At 42.3% G+C, this 16,918-nt stretch carries 16 protein-coding genes; 8 read left to right on the top strand and 8 right to left on the bottom strand.

The window, feature by feature from the left end:
* Window positions 1-7 precede the first annotated feature (7 nt).
* The 3 genes from VB693_RS15425 to VB693_RS15415 all read right to left on the bottom strand — a co-directional run bounded on the left by VB693_RS15425 (window position 8) and on the right by VB693_RS15415 (window position 3,512).
* Window positions 8-1,273, bottom strand: a complete 1,266-nt coding sequence (locus VB693_RS15425; RefSeq protein WP_323267028.1) for a DUF4255 domain-containing protein — start codon at window positions 1,271-1,273, stop codon at window positions 8-10.
* A 218-nt stretch (window positions 1,274-1,491) separates the two neighbouring features.
* Window positions 1,492-2,172: a response regulator transcription factor gene (locus VB693_RS15420; protein WP_323267027.1), complete on the bottom strand. Its 681-nt coding sequence runs from the start codon at window positions 2,170-2,172 to the stop codon at window positions 1,492-1,494.
* Window positions 2,173-2,369: 197 nt separating this feature from the next.
* Window positions 2,370-3,512 (bottom strand): HAMP domain-containing sensor histidine kinase, encoded by a 1,143-nt coding sequence (locus VB693_RS15415; protein ID WP_323267026.1) that lies wholly within the window; start codon window positions 3,510-3,512, stop codon window positions 2,370-2,372.
* Between the two features lie 318 nt (window positions 3,513-3,830).
* Between VB693_RS15415 and VB693_RS15410 the strand changes: the two genes are divergently transcribed.
* The 8 genes from VB693_RS15410 (at window position 3,831) to VB693_RS15375 (ending at window position 9,073) form a co-directional block, all read left to right on the top strand.
* The gene (locus VB693_RS15410; protein WP_323267025.1) at window positions 3,831-4,481 is read left to right on the top strand and encodes a Pvc16 family protein; all 651 of its coding nucleotides are present in this window, start codon (window positions 3,831-3,833) and stop codon (window positions 4,479-4,481) included.
* A gap of 59 nt (window positions 4,482-4,540) precedes the next feature.
* On the top strand, window positions 4,541-6,211 hold the full coding sequence (locus VB693_RS15405) for a phage tail sheath family protein (RefSeq protein WP_323267024.1): 1,671 nt from the start codon (window positions 4,541-4,543) through the stop codon (window positions 6,209-6,211).
* Window positions 6,212-6,466: 255 nt separating this feature from the next.
* Entirely contained in the window at window positions 6,467-6,955 is a 489-nt protein-coding gene (locus VB693_RS15400) for a phage tail protein (RefSeq protein ID WP_190699496.1), read from the top strand.
* A gap of 65 nt (window positions 6,956-7,020) precedes the next feature.
* Window positions 7,021-7,485, top strand: coding sequence for a phage tail protein (locus VB693_RS15395; RefSeq protein ID WP_323267023.1), 465 nt, complete (start codon window positions 7,021-7,023; stop codon window positions 7,483-7,485).
* A 157-nt stretch (window positions 7,486-7,642) separates the two neighbouring features.
* Complete coding sequence (locus VB693_RS15390; protein ID WP_323267022.1) at window positions 7,643-8,137, top strand: phage tail protein; 495 nt, start codon at window positions 7,643-7,645, stop codon at window positions 8,135-8,137.
* A 27-nt stretch (window positions 8,138-8,164) separates the two neighbouring features.
* Entirely contained in the window at window positions 8,165-8,461 is a 297-nt protein-coding gene (locus VB693_RS15385; RefSeq protein ID WP_190699488.1) for a hypothetical protein, read from the top strand.
* A gap of 85 nt (window positions 8,462-8,546) precedes the next feature.
* Window positions 8,547-8,924, top strand: a complete 378-nt coding sequence (locus VB693_RS15380) for a phage tail assembly protein (protein ID WP_323267021.1) — start codon at window positions 8,547-8,549, stop codon at window positions 8,922-8,924.
* On the top strand, window positions 8,879-9,073 hold the full coding sequence (locus VB693_RS15375) for a DUF6760 family protein (protein WP_323267020.1): 195 nt from the start codon (window positions 8,879-8,881) through the stop codon (window positions 9,071-9,073). The genes VB693_RS15380 and VB693_RS15375 overlap by 46 nt, the downstream gene beginning before the upstream one ends.
* A 125-nt stretch (window positions 9,074-9,198) precedes the next feature.
* Here the strand turns inward: VB693_RS15375 and VB693_RS15370 are convergent, their stop codons facing one another.
* The 5 genes from VB693_RS15370 to tsf form a co-directional block, all read right to left on the bottom strand.
* On the bottom strand, window positions 9,199-10,203 hold the full coding sequence (locus tag VB693_RS15370) for an aspartate carbamoyltransferase catalytic subunit (RefSeq protein WP_323267052.1): 1,005 nt from the start codon (window positions 10,201-10,203) through the stop codon (window positions 9,199-9,201).
* Window positions 10,204-10,294: 91 nt separating this feature from the next.
* Window positions 10,295-11,647 carry a magnesium transporter gene (gene mgtE, locus VB693_RS15365; protein ID WP_190699476.1) on the bottom strand — a complete coding sequence of 451 codons (1,353 nt, stop codon included), beginning with the start codon at window positions 11,645-11,647 and terminating at the stop codon, window positions 10,295-10,297.
* A gap of 386 nt (window positions 11,648-12,033) precedes the next feature.
* Window positions 12,034-14,505: an ATP-dependent DNA helicase RecG gene (gene recG / locus VB693_RS15360; protein ID WP_323267019.1), complete on the bottom strand. Its 2,472-nt coding sequence runs from the start codon at window positions 14,503-14,505 to the stop codon at window positions 12,034-12,036.
* 63 nt (window positions 14,506-14,568) lie between these two features.
* A complete protein-coding gene (locus VB693_RS15355; protein WP_323267018.1) occupies window positions 14,569-15,462 on the bottom strand; it encodes a hypothetical protein in 894 nt (297 codons plus the stop codon).
* Window positions 15,463-15,791: 329 nt separating this feature from the next.
* Window positions 15,792-16,733 (bottom strand): translation elongation factor Ts, encoded by a 942-nt coding sequence (gene tsf, locus VB693_RS15350; protein ID WP_323267017.1) that lies wholly within the window; start codon window positions 16,731-16,733, stop codon window positions 15,792-15,794.
* Window positions 16,734-16,918 lie beyond the last annotated feature (185 nt).

Raw genomic sequence — 16,918 nt, 5'->3', positions numbered from 1 at the left:
TGAATGCTCAGGAAATGACTACAACAGGGGCGATATACTGCTCAAAAGTCGAACTATTAGAATCTGTATCGACTGTTAAGAGACTTTCCGCACCGTCTACTACTAAACGCGCTAGGTAAGTTCCTGGCGCACAGTCGTTGACTGCAAAGGTGAGTATGTGGGAACTATTACGCCGATTTTTGGTTTGCTCGTAGGAATATCCTGTAAATTGTGTGAGTGAGAGTTCCGTGAGGATTAAAGTTACTTGCTGGGCTTTACCAATTGTGAAATTAACTTGTACAGTGATATCAGCCGATTGCAAATCACTTCCCCTACCTTCTAAATTAGATACTGTGATTTCTTCGATGGTTGGACGCAACAATATTGGGACTAAATTTGAGCTAACTCGTTGCTGGGGATGAATAACTTGTACACTCTGCATCCCGGCGCGTAAGGATTCTATGGGTATGGAGGAGAGATTTAGAGTAATTTGTTTGTCTGTAACTGTTTGAGGTGTTACCGTCACATCACCGATGCGGACTTGAGTAATATCTGCGCTTAATTTATTGCCTTTTATGATTAAGGTGCTGGTAGCCAGAATCAAGGGGGTTGCAGCTAGCTGTGTTTGCCAGACTTGAGATAGTTCCTCTTGGACTTTGATTTGAGCGATCGCTGGTTGGTATGGTGTAACATGACGCTGGAGATTGCGTACTGGTAGGGGTTTTTTGGGTATCTCACCCGCATCAATTAAGACAACACTTGTTTTATACGCAATTGATAAACAATATGGTGTCTGGAAAAATACCGACCAAATTTTTGATATTTCTTCAACATTCAAATCAACGGGAGTGATAGAGATTGTCTCTACTTGTTCAGCTAAATCAGAATCTGCCAAAAATGTCAAGGTTGAATCTGCTACCGTCTCCCGAATTACCTCTTGGGTAATATTAGATTTGCTATTAAAGGTGCGAATAATGCTACCCATCAGGCGTTGCGGTTCTAACTCGACATCGTTACCGTAGCAAGTTAGTAAGTAGTAGAGATCCAAACCAGTTTGCGATCGCTTGGTATACTTTTCTTCTGAATGGCGTTGTCTTAAATCTGCACTCCGCCAAGCCGGATTGAGTAAAATATCATATAGGTAAATATTTACACCAGCTTCCGGTGAACCACTATTCAGGCGATCGGGTCTAACAGTTGTCACCCTAGCACCATCTACATCTATTTGTATACTGGCTTGCAAGCTTCTTTGCAAAGTTGCCGTCACAGTCGCAATGGCTAAATAATTACTCATTGGTGATTAGTTATTAGTCGTTAGTCATTAGTCCATAGTCATGAGTCTTTAGTCTATAGTCCATAGTCTATAGTTTTGAATTTCTCCTCATTTAATCACCTAAAAGCCTCAGAACCAATTACGTAGCTAGCTTATAGCCGAAGGCGAGTATTACGTAACCGATCACTGCATAGAGGTGTTACGAATTACAAATTACGAACTACGAATTACGAATTATTTTAGGGGCAAACCAAACCCAACTTTAAGGCTTTAACAATTGCTTGAGTACGACTAGTAACACTTAATTTGTCAAATATGGCAGTTAAGTGAGCTTTAACAGTGGCAACTGTAATATAAAGATGAGAGGCAATTTGTTCGTTAGATGCTCCTTGAACTAACCAGTTGAGTACCTCCCGTTCTCTTTCAGTTAGGTGAACTCCAGCACTGGCAACAAGAGATTGTCCAGTATAGTAATGAAACAAGCGAAAAAAGGCGGTTGCTACTTCTGGGGGTAAATAGACTTTGTTCTCAACAACCGTATTAATGGCTTCACATAATTGGGTGGCTATTTTGTCTTTAAAAACATAACCCCAAGCACCGGCTTGCATGGCTTTAAACACCCATTCATCTTGTTGGTGTGCTGATAATATGAGAACTTTGCCGTTATAAGATATTTCTGCTAACCGCATTAAAGCAGTAATACCATCTTCTGGAGGTAATTCTAAATCCAACAAAATTAAAGCGGGGTGTTGTTCGGTAGTTAATTTCACGGCTTGTTCTACAGAAGCCGCTTCACCTACTACATTAAAGCCTAAATAACTGCTGTTGTTATAAAAGTTTAATAAGGTACGTATTCCTTGCCGAAAATGTGGTTCGTCATCGACAAGCAGAATGGAAATAGGTTCTTTTTTGGCGTTCATGGTAGCTGACCTGGGGACAAATCAATTCAAAATTCGTCTTGAAAAGTTGAGCCACTGCGTTGGACGGGTTTCCCGGCTTGTAGCAAGTGGCGTTCCTACGGCGGGAAACCCGCCTACAGAACTTTTCGCAAAATTCAAAATTAAAGAAATTTTGGGGACTGGAAAAAAGCATGGCTGACTTTTTCTTGCCCAATTCCCTATCTCGGTAAAGTAAAAGAGAATTGCGCGCCGCCTTCGGGGAGATTTTCTGCCCATAAGTTGCCTTTGTGGTCGAGAATAATCTTTTGGGCGATCGCTAGTCCTAATCCTGTACCGCCGACTCGCCGAGAATAATAGGGTTTAAATATTTGCTTCAAGTCTGTTTCCGAAATTCCCGAACCGCGATCGCAAATTTCTATTAATACTTCATTTCTATAAATCCGCCAATCACAGGTTACTGTTCCACCTGGGGGGCTAAAATGAATGGCATTGCCCAATAAGTTATCAAATACCTGTTTCATCTGCCAACTATCAACTTTCACCTTGAGAGCTTTAGCAGGATGGGATATTGTGATATTTTTTTCTTTTAAGCTAGGTTCTAACGATTTGATACATTCAGCAATAATTGTTTGTAAATTGTGTAATTGAATATGTAATTTTGCTTTCTGCCCGTAATAGAGTAAGTCTGTTAACTTAGCACTCAACTCATCGACTGTTTGGCGAATTACTAAGGCTTGTGCTTGTAAAGCATTATCTGGCAAAGCTAAACGGAGATTTTCAGCATAAAGATTAATTAATGCTAAAGGATTTCGCAGTTGATGTTCGATTTTGCCGCACGCCTGAGATAAAGTATTAATTTGGTCAAGGTGATGCGATCGCTCTTTAGACATCGCTAAATATTGACTCAAAATCTGAGCGTTGCCTAGAAACCCTTGTTGCTGTTGAGTTGTGAGTAATTCATCTGTACAAATTAAGATGTACTCTGAGGCGATCGCCTTCTCTTCTCCTACACAGCAAACATAGACTTGATACTCGTTGACTAAATTTAGTTGAGTTACTTTAAGAAAAGATAAATCATTTAATAACCATTTTTCTTGTTGCAGATATGTAATAATTTGAGATTGGCTAGATGTCAAACTACTATTATTTATGGCAGCAGAATGTGCCACAAATTCGCGTTTGCCTGTATCTAAGTTTTGATATAACGTCCATACAGCCCTAGTCGGTAATAAAGTTGCTAACTGTTGCACAATCAGTTGGCAAATCTTGCTAACATCGACTACCGATAAATTATTGGGTAGATTTTGCATGGACGAAGGTAGAAGTGTCGGAGCAGTTAATTTTTGAGTCGCAACCTTCATCGTTTACTCTCCGGTTGAATCGCCAGAAACATCGCAGACTTAACCACATTGCAGATATTATCTGCCTGTAGTAGAAATAGTTACTCTTACTGTATAACTACGGACAGATTTTAGCTTACTCCACAGGTATGGAATTTTTTAAATTTACAACAATTATTTAGAATCTCGACCAAAGTCTAATAACTTCAAACGGACTGGATCTCTAAGCTATAAACATTTAGTCCCAAAACTATAAATCAACCAACCAGCCTCATTTAAAGGTTTATTTTGTGCTGCAAGCACTGAAGTTCCCCTAGTGTAGATAGCAAAGTCGCAACTTTGTGGTCTGCATCAGGGACTCTGGTAAGTACATCCCCACAACCACACATTCATTTTGGTGACATCAAATACACTCATCAAAGTGATTTGGGGCGTTTGGGGGCATTCTCCGAAACCCTGCTGTTGTGTCCTATGATTCCAGCTGCTACCCAGACTTTAGCAGAAATTTTAGCTGGTGGAATTTCTCTGCTTAGTACAGAGCAAATTGATTTTAGCCACCCTGGTATAAGCCAAAATCTAAACCCCAGACTGAATTTGTATTGTTACAACATTCAGGAAAACGTTTACATAGAGCAACATACCAGACAGGGAATAAAACCTCTACCGCCGCCTCGGTGGTTTGATGTGTCTTTTTTAGTGAGTGCTTGGGACTTTACCAGTTTAGGGGAACAACGTCTGCTGTCAGAGGCCTTGATACTACTGTTGCATCACGATTGTTTGCAAGAGGAGTTGCTAGCTCCGGCGTTACGCGGTCACGGTGAACTGTCGATGACCGTTTGTGCCATTAATCCCATTGATGCTGCGGCTTTGTGGAGTGCTTTGGGTGTGCCATTACGTCCAGCTTTGTATGTGACGTTGACAATTCCCTTTAATCGGCAAAGCGATCCTTTAACTCATAGTGATGAGGAAATTTTACTCAGACATCACTGAGCAAATGGATAGAGAGGACTAAGAACCGTTATTCAGCAACTACAGGAAAATGACTAATTATGCCTAGATTAGATTACTTTGCTCCTGGGGTCTACGTCGAAGAAGTAGATCGAGGTAGTCGTCCCATTGAGGGCGTGAGTACAAATATTGCTGGATTTATTGGCTTTACCGAAGATATACGCGGTGATGCCGAATTATTTAAACCGATGTTGGTGACATCGTGGAATGAATATCTAGAATACTACGCTAAACAAGGTTCTGACGGCTATACAGATTTTGATGCTTATTTGCCTTTTGCGGTCAATGGTTGGTTTTTAAATGGTGGTGGACGTTGTTGGATAGCCAGCATTGGGACGAAATTACCAGGTTCACAAGCACCATCTGCCGATGAAACAGCCCTAAAAATTCGTACCACAGGGAATCGTCCTTCTTTGCAGTTGGCGATCAAAGCCGCAGAAGGTGAGGATGCTAACGCAGAGGGGGGACGATTAAATGTAGTCATTACCGAAAGTGAACCGCTTCCGCCAGCAGACCCAGCCGCCGAACCACCCCTGAACACCGGTGAATTTTTTAAAGTCACCATCAGCCGCAATGGGGAAGTTCTAGAAGAGTATGACAACCTCTCGATGAACCCCCAAGTGCAAGCTGAGGCCGGTGTTTATGCGGTTACAGCTTTAGAAGGGTCAGAATTTGTCAGTGCGATAGACCTAGAAACACCAGGACAGCCCCTATCTCGCCGTCCAGCTAACGGCTTCTATGAAGTAAGTCCCCCCCCTGTTGTCTCCACACCCGATCGCTTTCCCCGTGATGTACAGGGTGTAAGAGACGATCGCACCGGGATGCAAGGTATCTTTGAAATCGACGAAGTGACCATGATTGCTTGTCCTGACTTGATGCGCGTCTATCAAGATGGCATCTTGGATCTGGATCAGGTGCATGGGATTATGGAAACAATGGTCAGCTTGTGCGAAAACACAGCTCCCAACCGCATGGTAGTGTTAGACCCACCCCCCTGCAAAGGTGGTGGTGAGCCTGTACCCCCGACCCAAGTGAAGCCCCAACATATTGCTCAGTGGTTGAGCGCATTTAACAGGCGATCGCAATTTGCCGCTCTCTACTATCCTTGGATTAAAGTCCCCAACCCTCGCAACGGCGGTAGACCAATTCTCGTTCCCCCAGCTGGTCATATGTTGGGCGTTTGGTGTCGCACCGATGAAACACGTGGCGTTTATAAAGCACCAGCCAACGACACACCCAGAGGTGTTATCGGTTTAGCCTACGAGACTAACCTGCGCGAACAAGAATTACTCAACCCCTTGGGTATCAACTGTATCCGCACCTTCCCCAACCGAGGTATTCGGATTTGGGGCGCACGCACTTTGGTAGAACCAGACAATGTGCAATGGCGTTATATCAGCGTCCGCCGCTTGATGAGCTACATTGAAAAGTCTGTAGAACTCGGTACTCAGTGGGTAGTATTTGAACCCAACGACCAAGATTTATGGGCGCGTGTCAGCCGTACCGTTAGCAACTTCTTAGAAAGACTCTGGCGAGAAGGTGCTTTATTTGGTGCGACGGCGGCGGAAGCCTTTTACGTCAAATGTGACGCTAGCATCAACACCCACGAAACTATGATGTTGGGTCGTCTATATATCGAAGTTGGTGTATGTCCTGTACGTCCGGCGGAGTTTGTTATCTTCCGCTTTAGTCAATGGTCTCCTAATCAGTAATATCAATTCAAAATGACGCTCGTTCGCTCTTAGCGTCTCCCTTTGGGAGATGACTCGCTAACGCTGCGCTAACAAAATTCAAAATTGAAGAAATCTAAATTTTAAAAGGTTTCTAAGTTTGAATATGTTACTGAATTTTGAATAATTGATCAGTTGTAGGGTGTGTTATGCCGCAGGCTAACGCACCCCACCAAACAAATGCTAGTAAAAACCATACAAAAACAAATCTTGTTGTTAATTTAAGGAGTTGCAAATATGCCCAGCGAACTGAAACCGATTGCCGCCAGTAACTTTTACTTTGAAATAGATGGCATGACCGATATGGCTTTTAGCAAAGTTGGTGGTGTCAAATTTGAAGCTAAAGTCAAAGGTCAAGATAAACCTTTAATGTCTACTAAAGGTGGAACTACTGTTCGACAAATTAACTCTGCTGGTTTTGAAGGACTATTCACAATTGAGGTGACAACCCTCATGAGTGGTGATAGTGATAGCACTAGCAAGAAAATGTATGATTGGTTTAAAAAGTGTATGCCTAAAACCGAAAAGGGTGAAGGTAAATGGGCAGAAGGTAAAAAAACAGGTTCTATTACTGCCTATGATACTGATGGAAAAGAGGTAATGCGTTGGGAGTTAAAAGAAGCTTGGCCTTCTGAATATAAAATCGGGGATTTAGACGTAAATGGTAATGACTATATTGAAGAAACTTATACATTAACTTGCGAAAACATGAACAGAAAAACATGAATTTGACCATAAAATCTAGCTGATTCATCCAAACCATTCTGAAACTATTTTGGGAGATTTAATTTATGCCAGAGTTTATTTCTAACGCCAAGTTCTACTGGGAAGCCGATGGACTTACTGAGATTTTAATTCAAAAAATTAGTGGGATGCAAATGAAAATGGTAGTTGCTGGTGGAGACGCACCTATCGGTGTTACCAAAGATGGCAAAACTCAAACACAAGCTACCATTGGTGGCGTAGAATGTTCTGAGATTACTATCGAATGTGTCGCAACTGCTGAATCTAAACAATTGCTGGACTGGTATAATAAATGTCATGCTGAAGCTCTTTCAGGAGGTAAAGCAGAGGGACGTAAAAATCGTAAATTAGGGAAAATCTCTATTTATGATGGTGAACAAGAAAAAGTGCAGTACGAATTCACAGATATCTTTCCTACTAGCTACGCAACAAGTGATTTTTCAGCCGGTTCTGGTGATTTACTAACAGAAACAGTTACGGTAGGTTTCACCTATTTTGAGCGCAAAAAGTAAACAGTGCTGAGTGCTGAGTGCTGAGTAACGCACCACAATCATGCGGTGCGTTACTTACGGCTAACTTCTACTATCTGTAACTCTCAAATTTTCACGCCTTAACATACCCTATTTGATGTAATTTTTACTTTTGCCTTGTTCTAATATTAGGTAATTAATGATGGCGGATTTTCCAGAAATCCTGACTAATAGCCGTTTTTATTTAGAATTAAAACTTGCTGGTAGCCAAGAACCTATCGATGGCTACTTTATGGAATGTCAAGGGTTTAAAACTACACAAGAAGTCATAGAAATATCAGAAGTTACACCTCAAACTTGGGGTAAAGCCGGAAATGCTAATGGTCGCATTGTCCGCACTAAAATTCCTGGTAATATAACTTATTCCAACATAATTTTACGCCGTGGCTTAACTATTTCTATGACTATGTGGAATTGGTTAACTGCTATCCAAGAAGGAAATTGGAGTGAGCAAAGACGCGATGGTTCTTTAGTGCTTTACAACCAAGCGGCTGAAGAAAAGTTTAGATTAGAATTTAAAAATGCCTGGCCTAGTAGTTATATAATTTCTGATGTTAAAGCTGATGGTAGTGAACATGAAATTGAGGAGATAGAAGTAGTAGTTGAAGAATTGAAACGAGTTAAAGTCAGTTAATTTTTATGCTCTTGAGTTTAATATTGAATGTTACAAACTGAGTTTGAATTTACTTTACCTAAAGGTTATCTTGATGAGGATGGGAATTTACACCGTAAAGGAGTAATGCGTTTATCTAGAGCCATTGATGAAATTGTACCGTTACGTGACCCCCGTGTAAAATTAAATCCGGCTTATGCTACGGTGATTATTTTATCTCGTGTGATTACTCGTTTAGGTGCTTTAGACGAAGTTACACCTGCGGTAGTTGAAAACTTTTTCGCCTGCGATTTAAGTTATTTACAGCAATTTTATCGCCAGATTAATGAATTAGAAGAGCAATAATCTTAAGAATGAGGAATAGAACTTTTCAAGCTTTTTTTGAATACTATTGTATAGAGTTTCTATTAATATTTAATGAATTAAATTTATGACTAATGACTATATTATTCAAACAGAATTTGATTTTATTCTACCCAGAGGTTTAGTAGATGCAGAGGGTAATTTACATCGTCATGGTGTGATGCGTCTAGCTACAGCTAAAGATGAAATTATAGTGCAGAAAAACCGCGCTGCTCAAGATAATTCTGGGTATGGTGTGATTGTGATATTATCAAGAGTCATCATAAAATTGGGTAATTTAACAGAAATAACTCCTGATTTATTGGAGAATCTTTTTTCTAAAGATTTGGCGTATTTACGAGAGTTTTATAATCGCATTAATCAGCAAGGTGATGCTTACATTCCCGTGCAGTGTCCCCAATGTCAGAATCAGTTTCAAGTGGAGTTAGCTTTAGCGGGGGAATAGTTGGCTACCCCTCAGAAATGTTAGATGAGGAGGTAGCCTGTATTGCTTTTCATTTCCACTGGAGTTTATCAGATATTCTCACTTTAGAACATCGCGATCGCCGTCGTTGGGTCGGAGAAATCGGTAAAATCAAAGCGGACGAGTCCTGAGTCCTGAGTCCTGAGTCCTGAGTCCTGAGTCCTGAGTCCTGAGTCCTGAGTCCTGAGTCCTGAGTCCTGAGTCCTAAGTCCTGAGTCCTGAGTCCTGAGTAAATAATTCTTTAATTTTGAATTGATTAGGTCTTCCCGCTACCCAACAAATACAACAACGCCATCCGCACAGCAACACCGCTTGTCACCTGCGACTGAATCAAACTAAATTCCGGGTCATCCATTAAATCAGAACTGATTTCCACACCTCGATTTACTGGCCCCGGATGCAAAACTTTGACATGAGGCTGACACAGTTGTAACTTAGCGCGGGTAATCCCAAATAACTGATGATATTCTCGTAAACTCGGCAGTAAATGGGCGGTCATACGTTCTTTTTGCAAACGCAATGTCATGACAAAATCAGCATTGTCTAAAGCCGGTTCTAACTGCCAATGAATGAATAGTTTACCTGGAGGTACTTCTATTCCTTCTGCATAGATATACTCACCAAAGAACTTAGGTAATAGAGTCGGTGGTGCAGCTAGATGTACTTCCGCACCACTGGCGATTAAACTCCAAATATTGGAACGGGCGACACGAGAATGTAAAATATCTCCTACGATCGCAATTTTCTTATCCTTTAATAGTTCCAGTCGGGGATTAGCTGGATCAATCAGACTACAAATTGTAAATAAATCTAGCAATGCTTGGGAAGGATGCTCATGTTGTCCATCGCCAGCATTGAGGACGCTAACTTTTACACCTAAACGATCCATTTCATCAGCGATCGCATTTGGTACTCCGGCCTCTTTATGGCGGATCACCATAATATCAGTTCCCATCGCCAAATAAGTTTTCGCTGTGTCGAGAATTGTCTCGCCTTTAGTCATGGAAGAAGTCGCAGCCGAAAAGTTCAGTGTATCTGCACTCAGGCGTTTAGCAGCGATTTCAAAACTGCTACGAGTGCGGGTAGATGGTTCAAAAAATAAATTCGCCACCACTTGTCCTTGCAAAGTTGGCACTTTCTTCGTTCGCCGTGATAATACCTCCCGAAAACTAGCAGCAGTTTGTAAAACGATATCGTATTCAGTCGAGGTGAAGTCAGTTAAAGACAGGACGTGATGACGATTCCAAGTGGATGTGGGCATGGACTGGAGATTGGGGACTGGGGATTGGGGACTGGGTACACAAGGGAGAAAAACAGCTTCTCCCACTCCTACAACCCTACACCCCTGCTTTCTAAGTTGGTAAATTAAAAACTTTCAAAGCTACAGAAATCATACTGAGGAAAGTTAAAAACCCAATTGTATCAAGCATGGTGGTGACTAAGGGGCCGCTCATGAGGGCAGGGTCTAGCTTTAGGCGTTTTAAAGCCATTGGCAGCAGAGTCCCAAGGGTTACAGCTACCATTGTATTAGTTGCCATGACCACTCCGGCAATTAAAGCGACCCATCTCTCTTGGGGTTTAGCCCAAATTAGCGAAAGGGCAAACATCGTTATAGCTAAAACTACTGCTGTACCTAAACCTGCGAGAATTTCCTTACGGAGAATTTTCATAGTATCTTTGGGTGTGACTTCCCCCACCCCCAAACCTCGGATAGTAACTGTGAGTGATTGAATGCCCACAGTACCACCTGTATTAGAAAATATAGGCATAATTACTGCTAATACTGGCACAGCTGCAATTACAGATTGAAATGGTGCGATCGCACTTGCAGCTCCAATATACAAAGCCATAATCCCCAACAACCAAGGCAAACGCTTACGCATAGTCACTTGGGGAGAAGACAAAGTATCTTCATCACCGCTAGCACCTGCCAATCTTTGGAAGTCTTCTGTCGCTTCTTCTTCTAAAACATCGACTACATCATCAATCGTAATAATACCGACTAATCGCTCCTCCTTGTCAACCACAGGGATAGCGATTAAGTCATAGCGTTTCATGATTTGGGCGACTTCTTCTTGGGGTGTATCAGTTCTTACCTTAATGACGCGATCGCTAGCAATATCTCGAATCAAAACTTCCGGGAAGGTAAACAACAACTGTCGCAGTGACACAACCCGCCCCAGCTTACGGTTATCATCTGTGACATAAGCATAGTAGATGGTTTCTTTGTCTTCATCTTGACGGCGAATCTTACTGAGGGCTTCTCCTACAGTCAATCCTTCCCGCAACCGCACATATTCTGTAGTCATGATCCGCCCGGCCGTACCTTCGGGATAACCGAGAATAGTTGCAGTTGCTTGCCGTTGTTCTGGACTCAGCTCTCGCAATAGCCGTTTAATGACTACAGCAGGCAATTCATCAAATAATTCTGCCCGTTCATCAGGACTCATTGCTTCTACAAGTTGCACCACTTGAGTATCATGTAGAGAATTGATGAGTTCTTCCTGAACCTCTGTTGGTAAATATTCAAATACATCAATTGCTTGATCTTTGTTGAGCAAACGAAAAGCGATCGCACGCTTTTTTTCGGGCAATTGTGCAATATATTCTCCCACATCCACAGGTGGCGACTGATTTAAATCCCACTTCAGCTGGTTTAAGTCAGCAATATCGATGAGCGAATTGCGAATATCCTGTGTGAGCATGATACTACCTCCTATAGTCTCCCCCGCGTTGGGAGACTAACTCGCCAACTCAGAGGAGGATGATACTGCCATCTAGTGGACTTTTGTCCATAAAATTCCAAAAATTGAACTCGATATTGAATTAAAGCACCGCTAAACAACAATCCTAACTCGGAATTTGTTTAACCGCATAGGTTTTGATGGAAAATGTACAATATTTTGACTTTTCCATATAAGTTCACTATATCGCCATGATTTTTAATTAGCTGTAAATTCTACTATTATCAGCATCTATCTCCAGCTTATTTGAGCATAACTGACTACAGAAGTTAGCAAATTCTCGGCGTAACTTTGCGCTTACCTCCGCGCCCCTCTGCGTTTAAACTTCCACCTCAATTCACACCCAATCAAGTTAAAATAGCACCACCCATCAAACGTTCATAGCGATATTTCAACTCTGCCTTCATTAAAGTCCAACGCTCTAAACTAGCATCTATTTCTATTACTTTCTCCGCCGCTTGCCTTGCTAACAATAAAACTTCCTCATCTTCTACTAAACTAGCCAAAGTAAAATCCGCCACGCCTGATTGGCGAGTCCCTAAAACCTCTCCCGGCCCTCGAAACCGCATATCCATTTCCGAAATGAAAAAGCCATCTTGGGACTGTTCCAAAACTTTTAATCGTTGTTGAGCATCAGGACTTTTGGAACTACTCATCAATAAACAGTAGGATTTAGCTGCACCCCGGCCAACCCGTCCTCGCAATTGGTGCAGTTGTGACAAACCAAATCGCTCCGCATTTTCAATGAGCATCACTGTTGCATTAGGTACATCTACACCAACTTCCACAACAGTAGTAGAAACTAAAATCTGCGTTTGATTATCACGGAACTTAGTAATGGCTTCGTCCTTCTCAACCGAACTCATGCGCCCATGCAACAACCCCACCTGAAACTCTGGAAAAATACTTTCTTTGAGCTTTTGGTGTTCTTCCACAGCCGATCGCAAATCTAGTTTCTCAGATTCTTCCACCAAAGGTAATACTACATAAACTTGCCTACCTTGGGCAATTTCTCGCCGCATCAGGTCATAAGCAGAGGTGCGTTGCTGACTGGTCAATGCTGTAGTTTGAATAGCTTGCCGTCCTGGTGGTAACTCATCAATCTGGCTGACATCCAAATCCCCATGTACAGTTAACGCCAATGTGCGGGGAATCGGGGTCGCAGTCATAGTTAAGACATGGGGTTGTTCACCTTTTTGTTGTAACAAAGCCCGTTGTTTCACCCCAAAGCGATGCTGCTCATCAATTACCACTAATCCCAATCGCTGAAAGTTTACAGTGTCTTGAATTAAGGCGTGAGTTCCCACTAGTAAGGGTAATTCACCAGTTACTAGCTGTGAATGGATTTCTCGCCGTTTCACAGTTTTAGTTGAGCCTGTCAGTAATTCCACTGGCAAATGTAACAAGTTAAACCAACTAACTAACTTACGATAATGCTGCTCGGCTAAAACTTCTGTCGGGGCCATTAAGGCTGCTTGGTAGCCCGATTGAATGGCAGCTAAAATTGCCACTACCGCCACAACAGTTTTACCTGAACCCACATCACCCTGTACTAGCCGATTCATCGGTGTAGTTTTTTGCAGGTCGTTGAGGATATCATTCAGGACTCGTTGCTGTGCGCCGGTGAGTTGAAATGGTAGGACTTCGTAGAAGTTCTCAATTAACTGTCCTTTGGGAGCGAGAATAGCACTAGTTTGGATAGCTTTGGCTTGCTGCTGACGTTGTAATAAACCTAGTTGTAGGTAGAAAAATTCATCAAAGACCAAGCGACGACGGGCAGTTTTGAGACTATCGCTATCGTCAGGGAAATGGATATTAGCGATCGCATCCTTTAATTCCATCAAACCATACTTTTCCCGCAAACCTTTGGGCAATGGGTCTTTCAGTTGCGCCGCCGCAGGTAAAACCGCAATCACCGCCTCTCGTACCATATTCGCCATCACTCCCTCAGTGAGAGCATAAATTGGTACTACCCGCCCCATAGTTAAGGATTCAATGCTATCCCCTGGATTTGCCAACACTTCCAACTCAGGGTTATCCAGCGTCAAGCCGTATTTACTACCTTTCACTAACCCACAAGCCGCCACCACACTCCCCACTGGGTAGCGTCGTTTTAGAGTTTCTTGCCAAGCACGACTAGTAAAACGCGCACCCGCCCAAAAACGACCGACTTTAATTTGGCCTGTATTATCTTTGAGGACTAATTCTAAAATCAATAATTTTTGATTTTTAGGGCTAGTAAAGCAGTTGCAACGTTTGACTGTAGCCACAATTGTCACCGTTTCACCCCCCTGCAACTCCCGGATATTCACCTGACGGGCATAGTCAATATGGTCACGGGGGTAGTAAAACAGTAAATCCCGCACGGTGTACAAACCCAAAGCCGCCAATTTATCAGCTTTACGAATGCCTATTTCTGGTAAATCACTGAGTTTTTGGTCAATTTTGGGAGCTAATCTCCGGCTAACTTCTGCTACAAGCGGCGCAGAATTAGGCACTTTAGATTTATAACTTTTCCCCTGCTCCCCTGCTCCCCTGCTCCCCTGCTCTTTTTCCAGTTGATAAAGATATCTCCGCGTTTCCGCTATTAAATGTTGACGCTCTTTCAGTTGTAGATTGGGATAATTAGCAAATTGCGCTGCTAGTTCTTGCCAGCGTCGGCGTTCCATTGGCGGTAAACTCGTAGGGAATTTCCCAAATGTCAGGCTGAGAAATTCACTGAAGCGGTATTGTCTACCCACCAAGTCTGTAAAGCCGTGTTCTGCTTCTACTGCCAAGGCTTTATGTAAGCGTATCCAATCTGGCTGATCGTTAGTCATTTAAAATTCAAAATTTCAAATCTCTTCCCCAGTCCCCAGTCCCTAGTCCCCAGTCCCCTCTTATTAATTGTCATACCAACTAGCTCGCCATGCAGCTTCTGCTTCTGCAATTGAGCGTTCCCTTTGCTTTCTTTGATACTCTCTTCCTAGTTTATTCAGTTGTACTAAAATGTCACGAATTTGCTTGCGACTAGTAGCAAGTGTCGCATCAGCAAATTCTATTTCTCCTAACCGCAAATTAATAGTCATAATTCGGGTTAAGCTGGATTCTTCTACATCTTGCTCATCTTCAATTTCAATAACTAAGTTTAAGATGTTAGGCGGCCCTGGCATCATTTCTGCTGAAGCTTCCGAGGCGGCGGCGGCGGCGGCTTCTAAAATGGGTTCTGGTAATTTTTGCGGCAAAACTCCAGCTTTTTGTAAGATCAAATTAGCTTCATGGGAAACTTTTCTCAGGGTGCGTTGGGTTTCAGCTTCTACGTGCTGTTGCCATTTTGCTAATTCGATTGGGTTAGAAATGTCAAAAATATGAGGTTCAGGAGCAGAATCAGGAGATTGTTCAATATCTGAGGATAATAAGCCAGATGTGACTTCTTCATCTGCCTCATTCTCCATGCTGTCAATATCTTCCTCATCTTCAACGGTGTCGGAAGTTGCAATTATTTCTACATCTTCCTCAATCATCAGATGAGTAAGTAATACCTCTGCTGCTTGTTGACCCAAATTGCGGATACTTTGTTGTAATTTTTGTCGCTGATTTAATGACAACTTCAGAAAATTTTCGGGATACCCTTGGGTACATAGGTGGTAACTTGCCAGAATTAACTGTTTTCGTAGTGCTTGACCCAAGGCTGCTAAATAATTAGTATAAGCACTTTGGAGTTCTGTGGCGATCGCTTGAATCGCTTCTTGCAACACCGCAATATCCCGTTCAATTCGCTCAATTGCTCTGGCCATATCTTTATCCACTTGAGCCTTAATAGTACAAATGTATGTAATTATTGGCAAATAATCATCTATATTCTTTAAAATTTTAAATAAAATACAGGTCAGGCTATTTGCTTGACCTGTCTGTAAAAAGTGCTGAGTGCTGAGTGCTGAGTTATGTTAGCGGTAGCGCGGCGTTTAGCCAGTGCTGAGTAACGAGTGATTCTATCATTTCTCACATACTTATGTACTTGTACTTGATGTCAACCATAAGCATTGTAGAAGTCTTTTAACTCACTACTCACTACTCACTACTCACTACTCAGCACTCAGCACTCAGCACTCAGCACTACGCAGAACTATTTCGCACCCATTTGAGCGGCAACTTCTTCAGCAAAATTGCTTTCTTGCTTTTCAATGCCTTCGCCTAGGATATAGCGAACAAAGCGGCGTGCTGAGATATCTTCGCCGACTTTAGCCTTCACTTGCTTCATTAAGTCTTCTACAGAAATACTTTGGTCGCGAATGTAAGGTTGGTCTAGCAAAGTCATTTCTTTCAGGCGTTTTTCAATTCGTCCCTGAACGATTTTTTCTCTGATGTTTTCTGGTTTGTTAGCCAAGTCATCCTTGCCCATTTCGATGTCTTTTTCTTTGTTGACAAATGCGGCAGGAATTTGGTCTACACTGACATATTCCACATTGGGACAAGCTGCAACTTGCATTGCGGCGTTCCGAGCCAATGCTTGGAATTCTTCGTTGCTAGCAGCTGCTTCAGATTGAGAATTCAGCTCGACTAAGACACCAACTCGACCACCAGTATGAATGTAGCTATCGACTACTCCTGGTGTATCGCCGATGGCGTAATTTACAAAGCGACGTACCTGAATGTTTTCACCCAAACTAGCAGTGGTTTGCTTGATGAATTCATCTACGGTGACGTTATTATTTTCAATGTAGGGTTGAGCTAGCAAAGACTCAACACTATCGGCAGTCGCGGCTTGCTGGGCTAGACTTTTAACTAGAGCTTTAAAAGCATCGTTACGGGCAACAAAATCTGTTTGGCAGTTCACTTCAATGAGTACGCCGACTTTGCCATCCGGTCGAATGTAGGTTTCTACCAGACCTTCTGCCGCAATGCGATCGCTTTTTTTACCCGCAGAGGCGATGCCTTTTTTCCGTAGCCAGTCTGTAGCTAGTTCTATATCGCCTTCATTTTCTTTCAGTGCCTTTTTGCAGTCCATCATGCCTGCACCAGTTTTTTGGCGTAGCTCTTGGACGAGTTTTGCAGATATTTCCGCCATGTTGCCTCAATTCCTAACTTGACCTTGAGTTGTAATCGCTCACCAAAACAGTGCTGAGTTAAAAGTGATGAGTGCTGAGTATCTAGGCTAGAAGTATTTGAAACTTATTTGCTTTGCTCGCGTTTTTTTATAGAGAAACAAGCAATTTTTTGTTGTTTAGTTCTCCAAACTTGAGCTATTGGGAT

This window comes from Anabaena sp. UHCC 0399, assembly GCF_034931465.1.
GTDB classification, from domain to species: Bacteria; Cyanobacteriota; Cyanobacteriia; order Cyanobacteriales; family Nostocaceae; genus Trichormus; species Trichormus minutissimus.
Note: the sequence above shows the minus strand (reverse complement) of the source record. Positions and strands in the feature narration are given on the sequence as shown.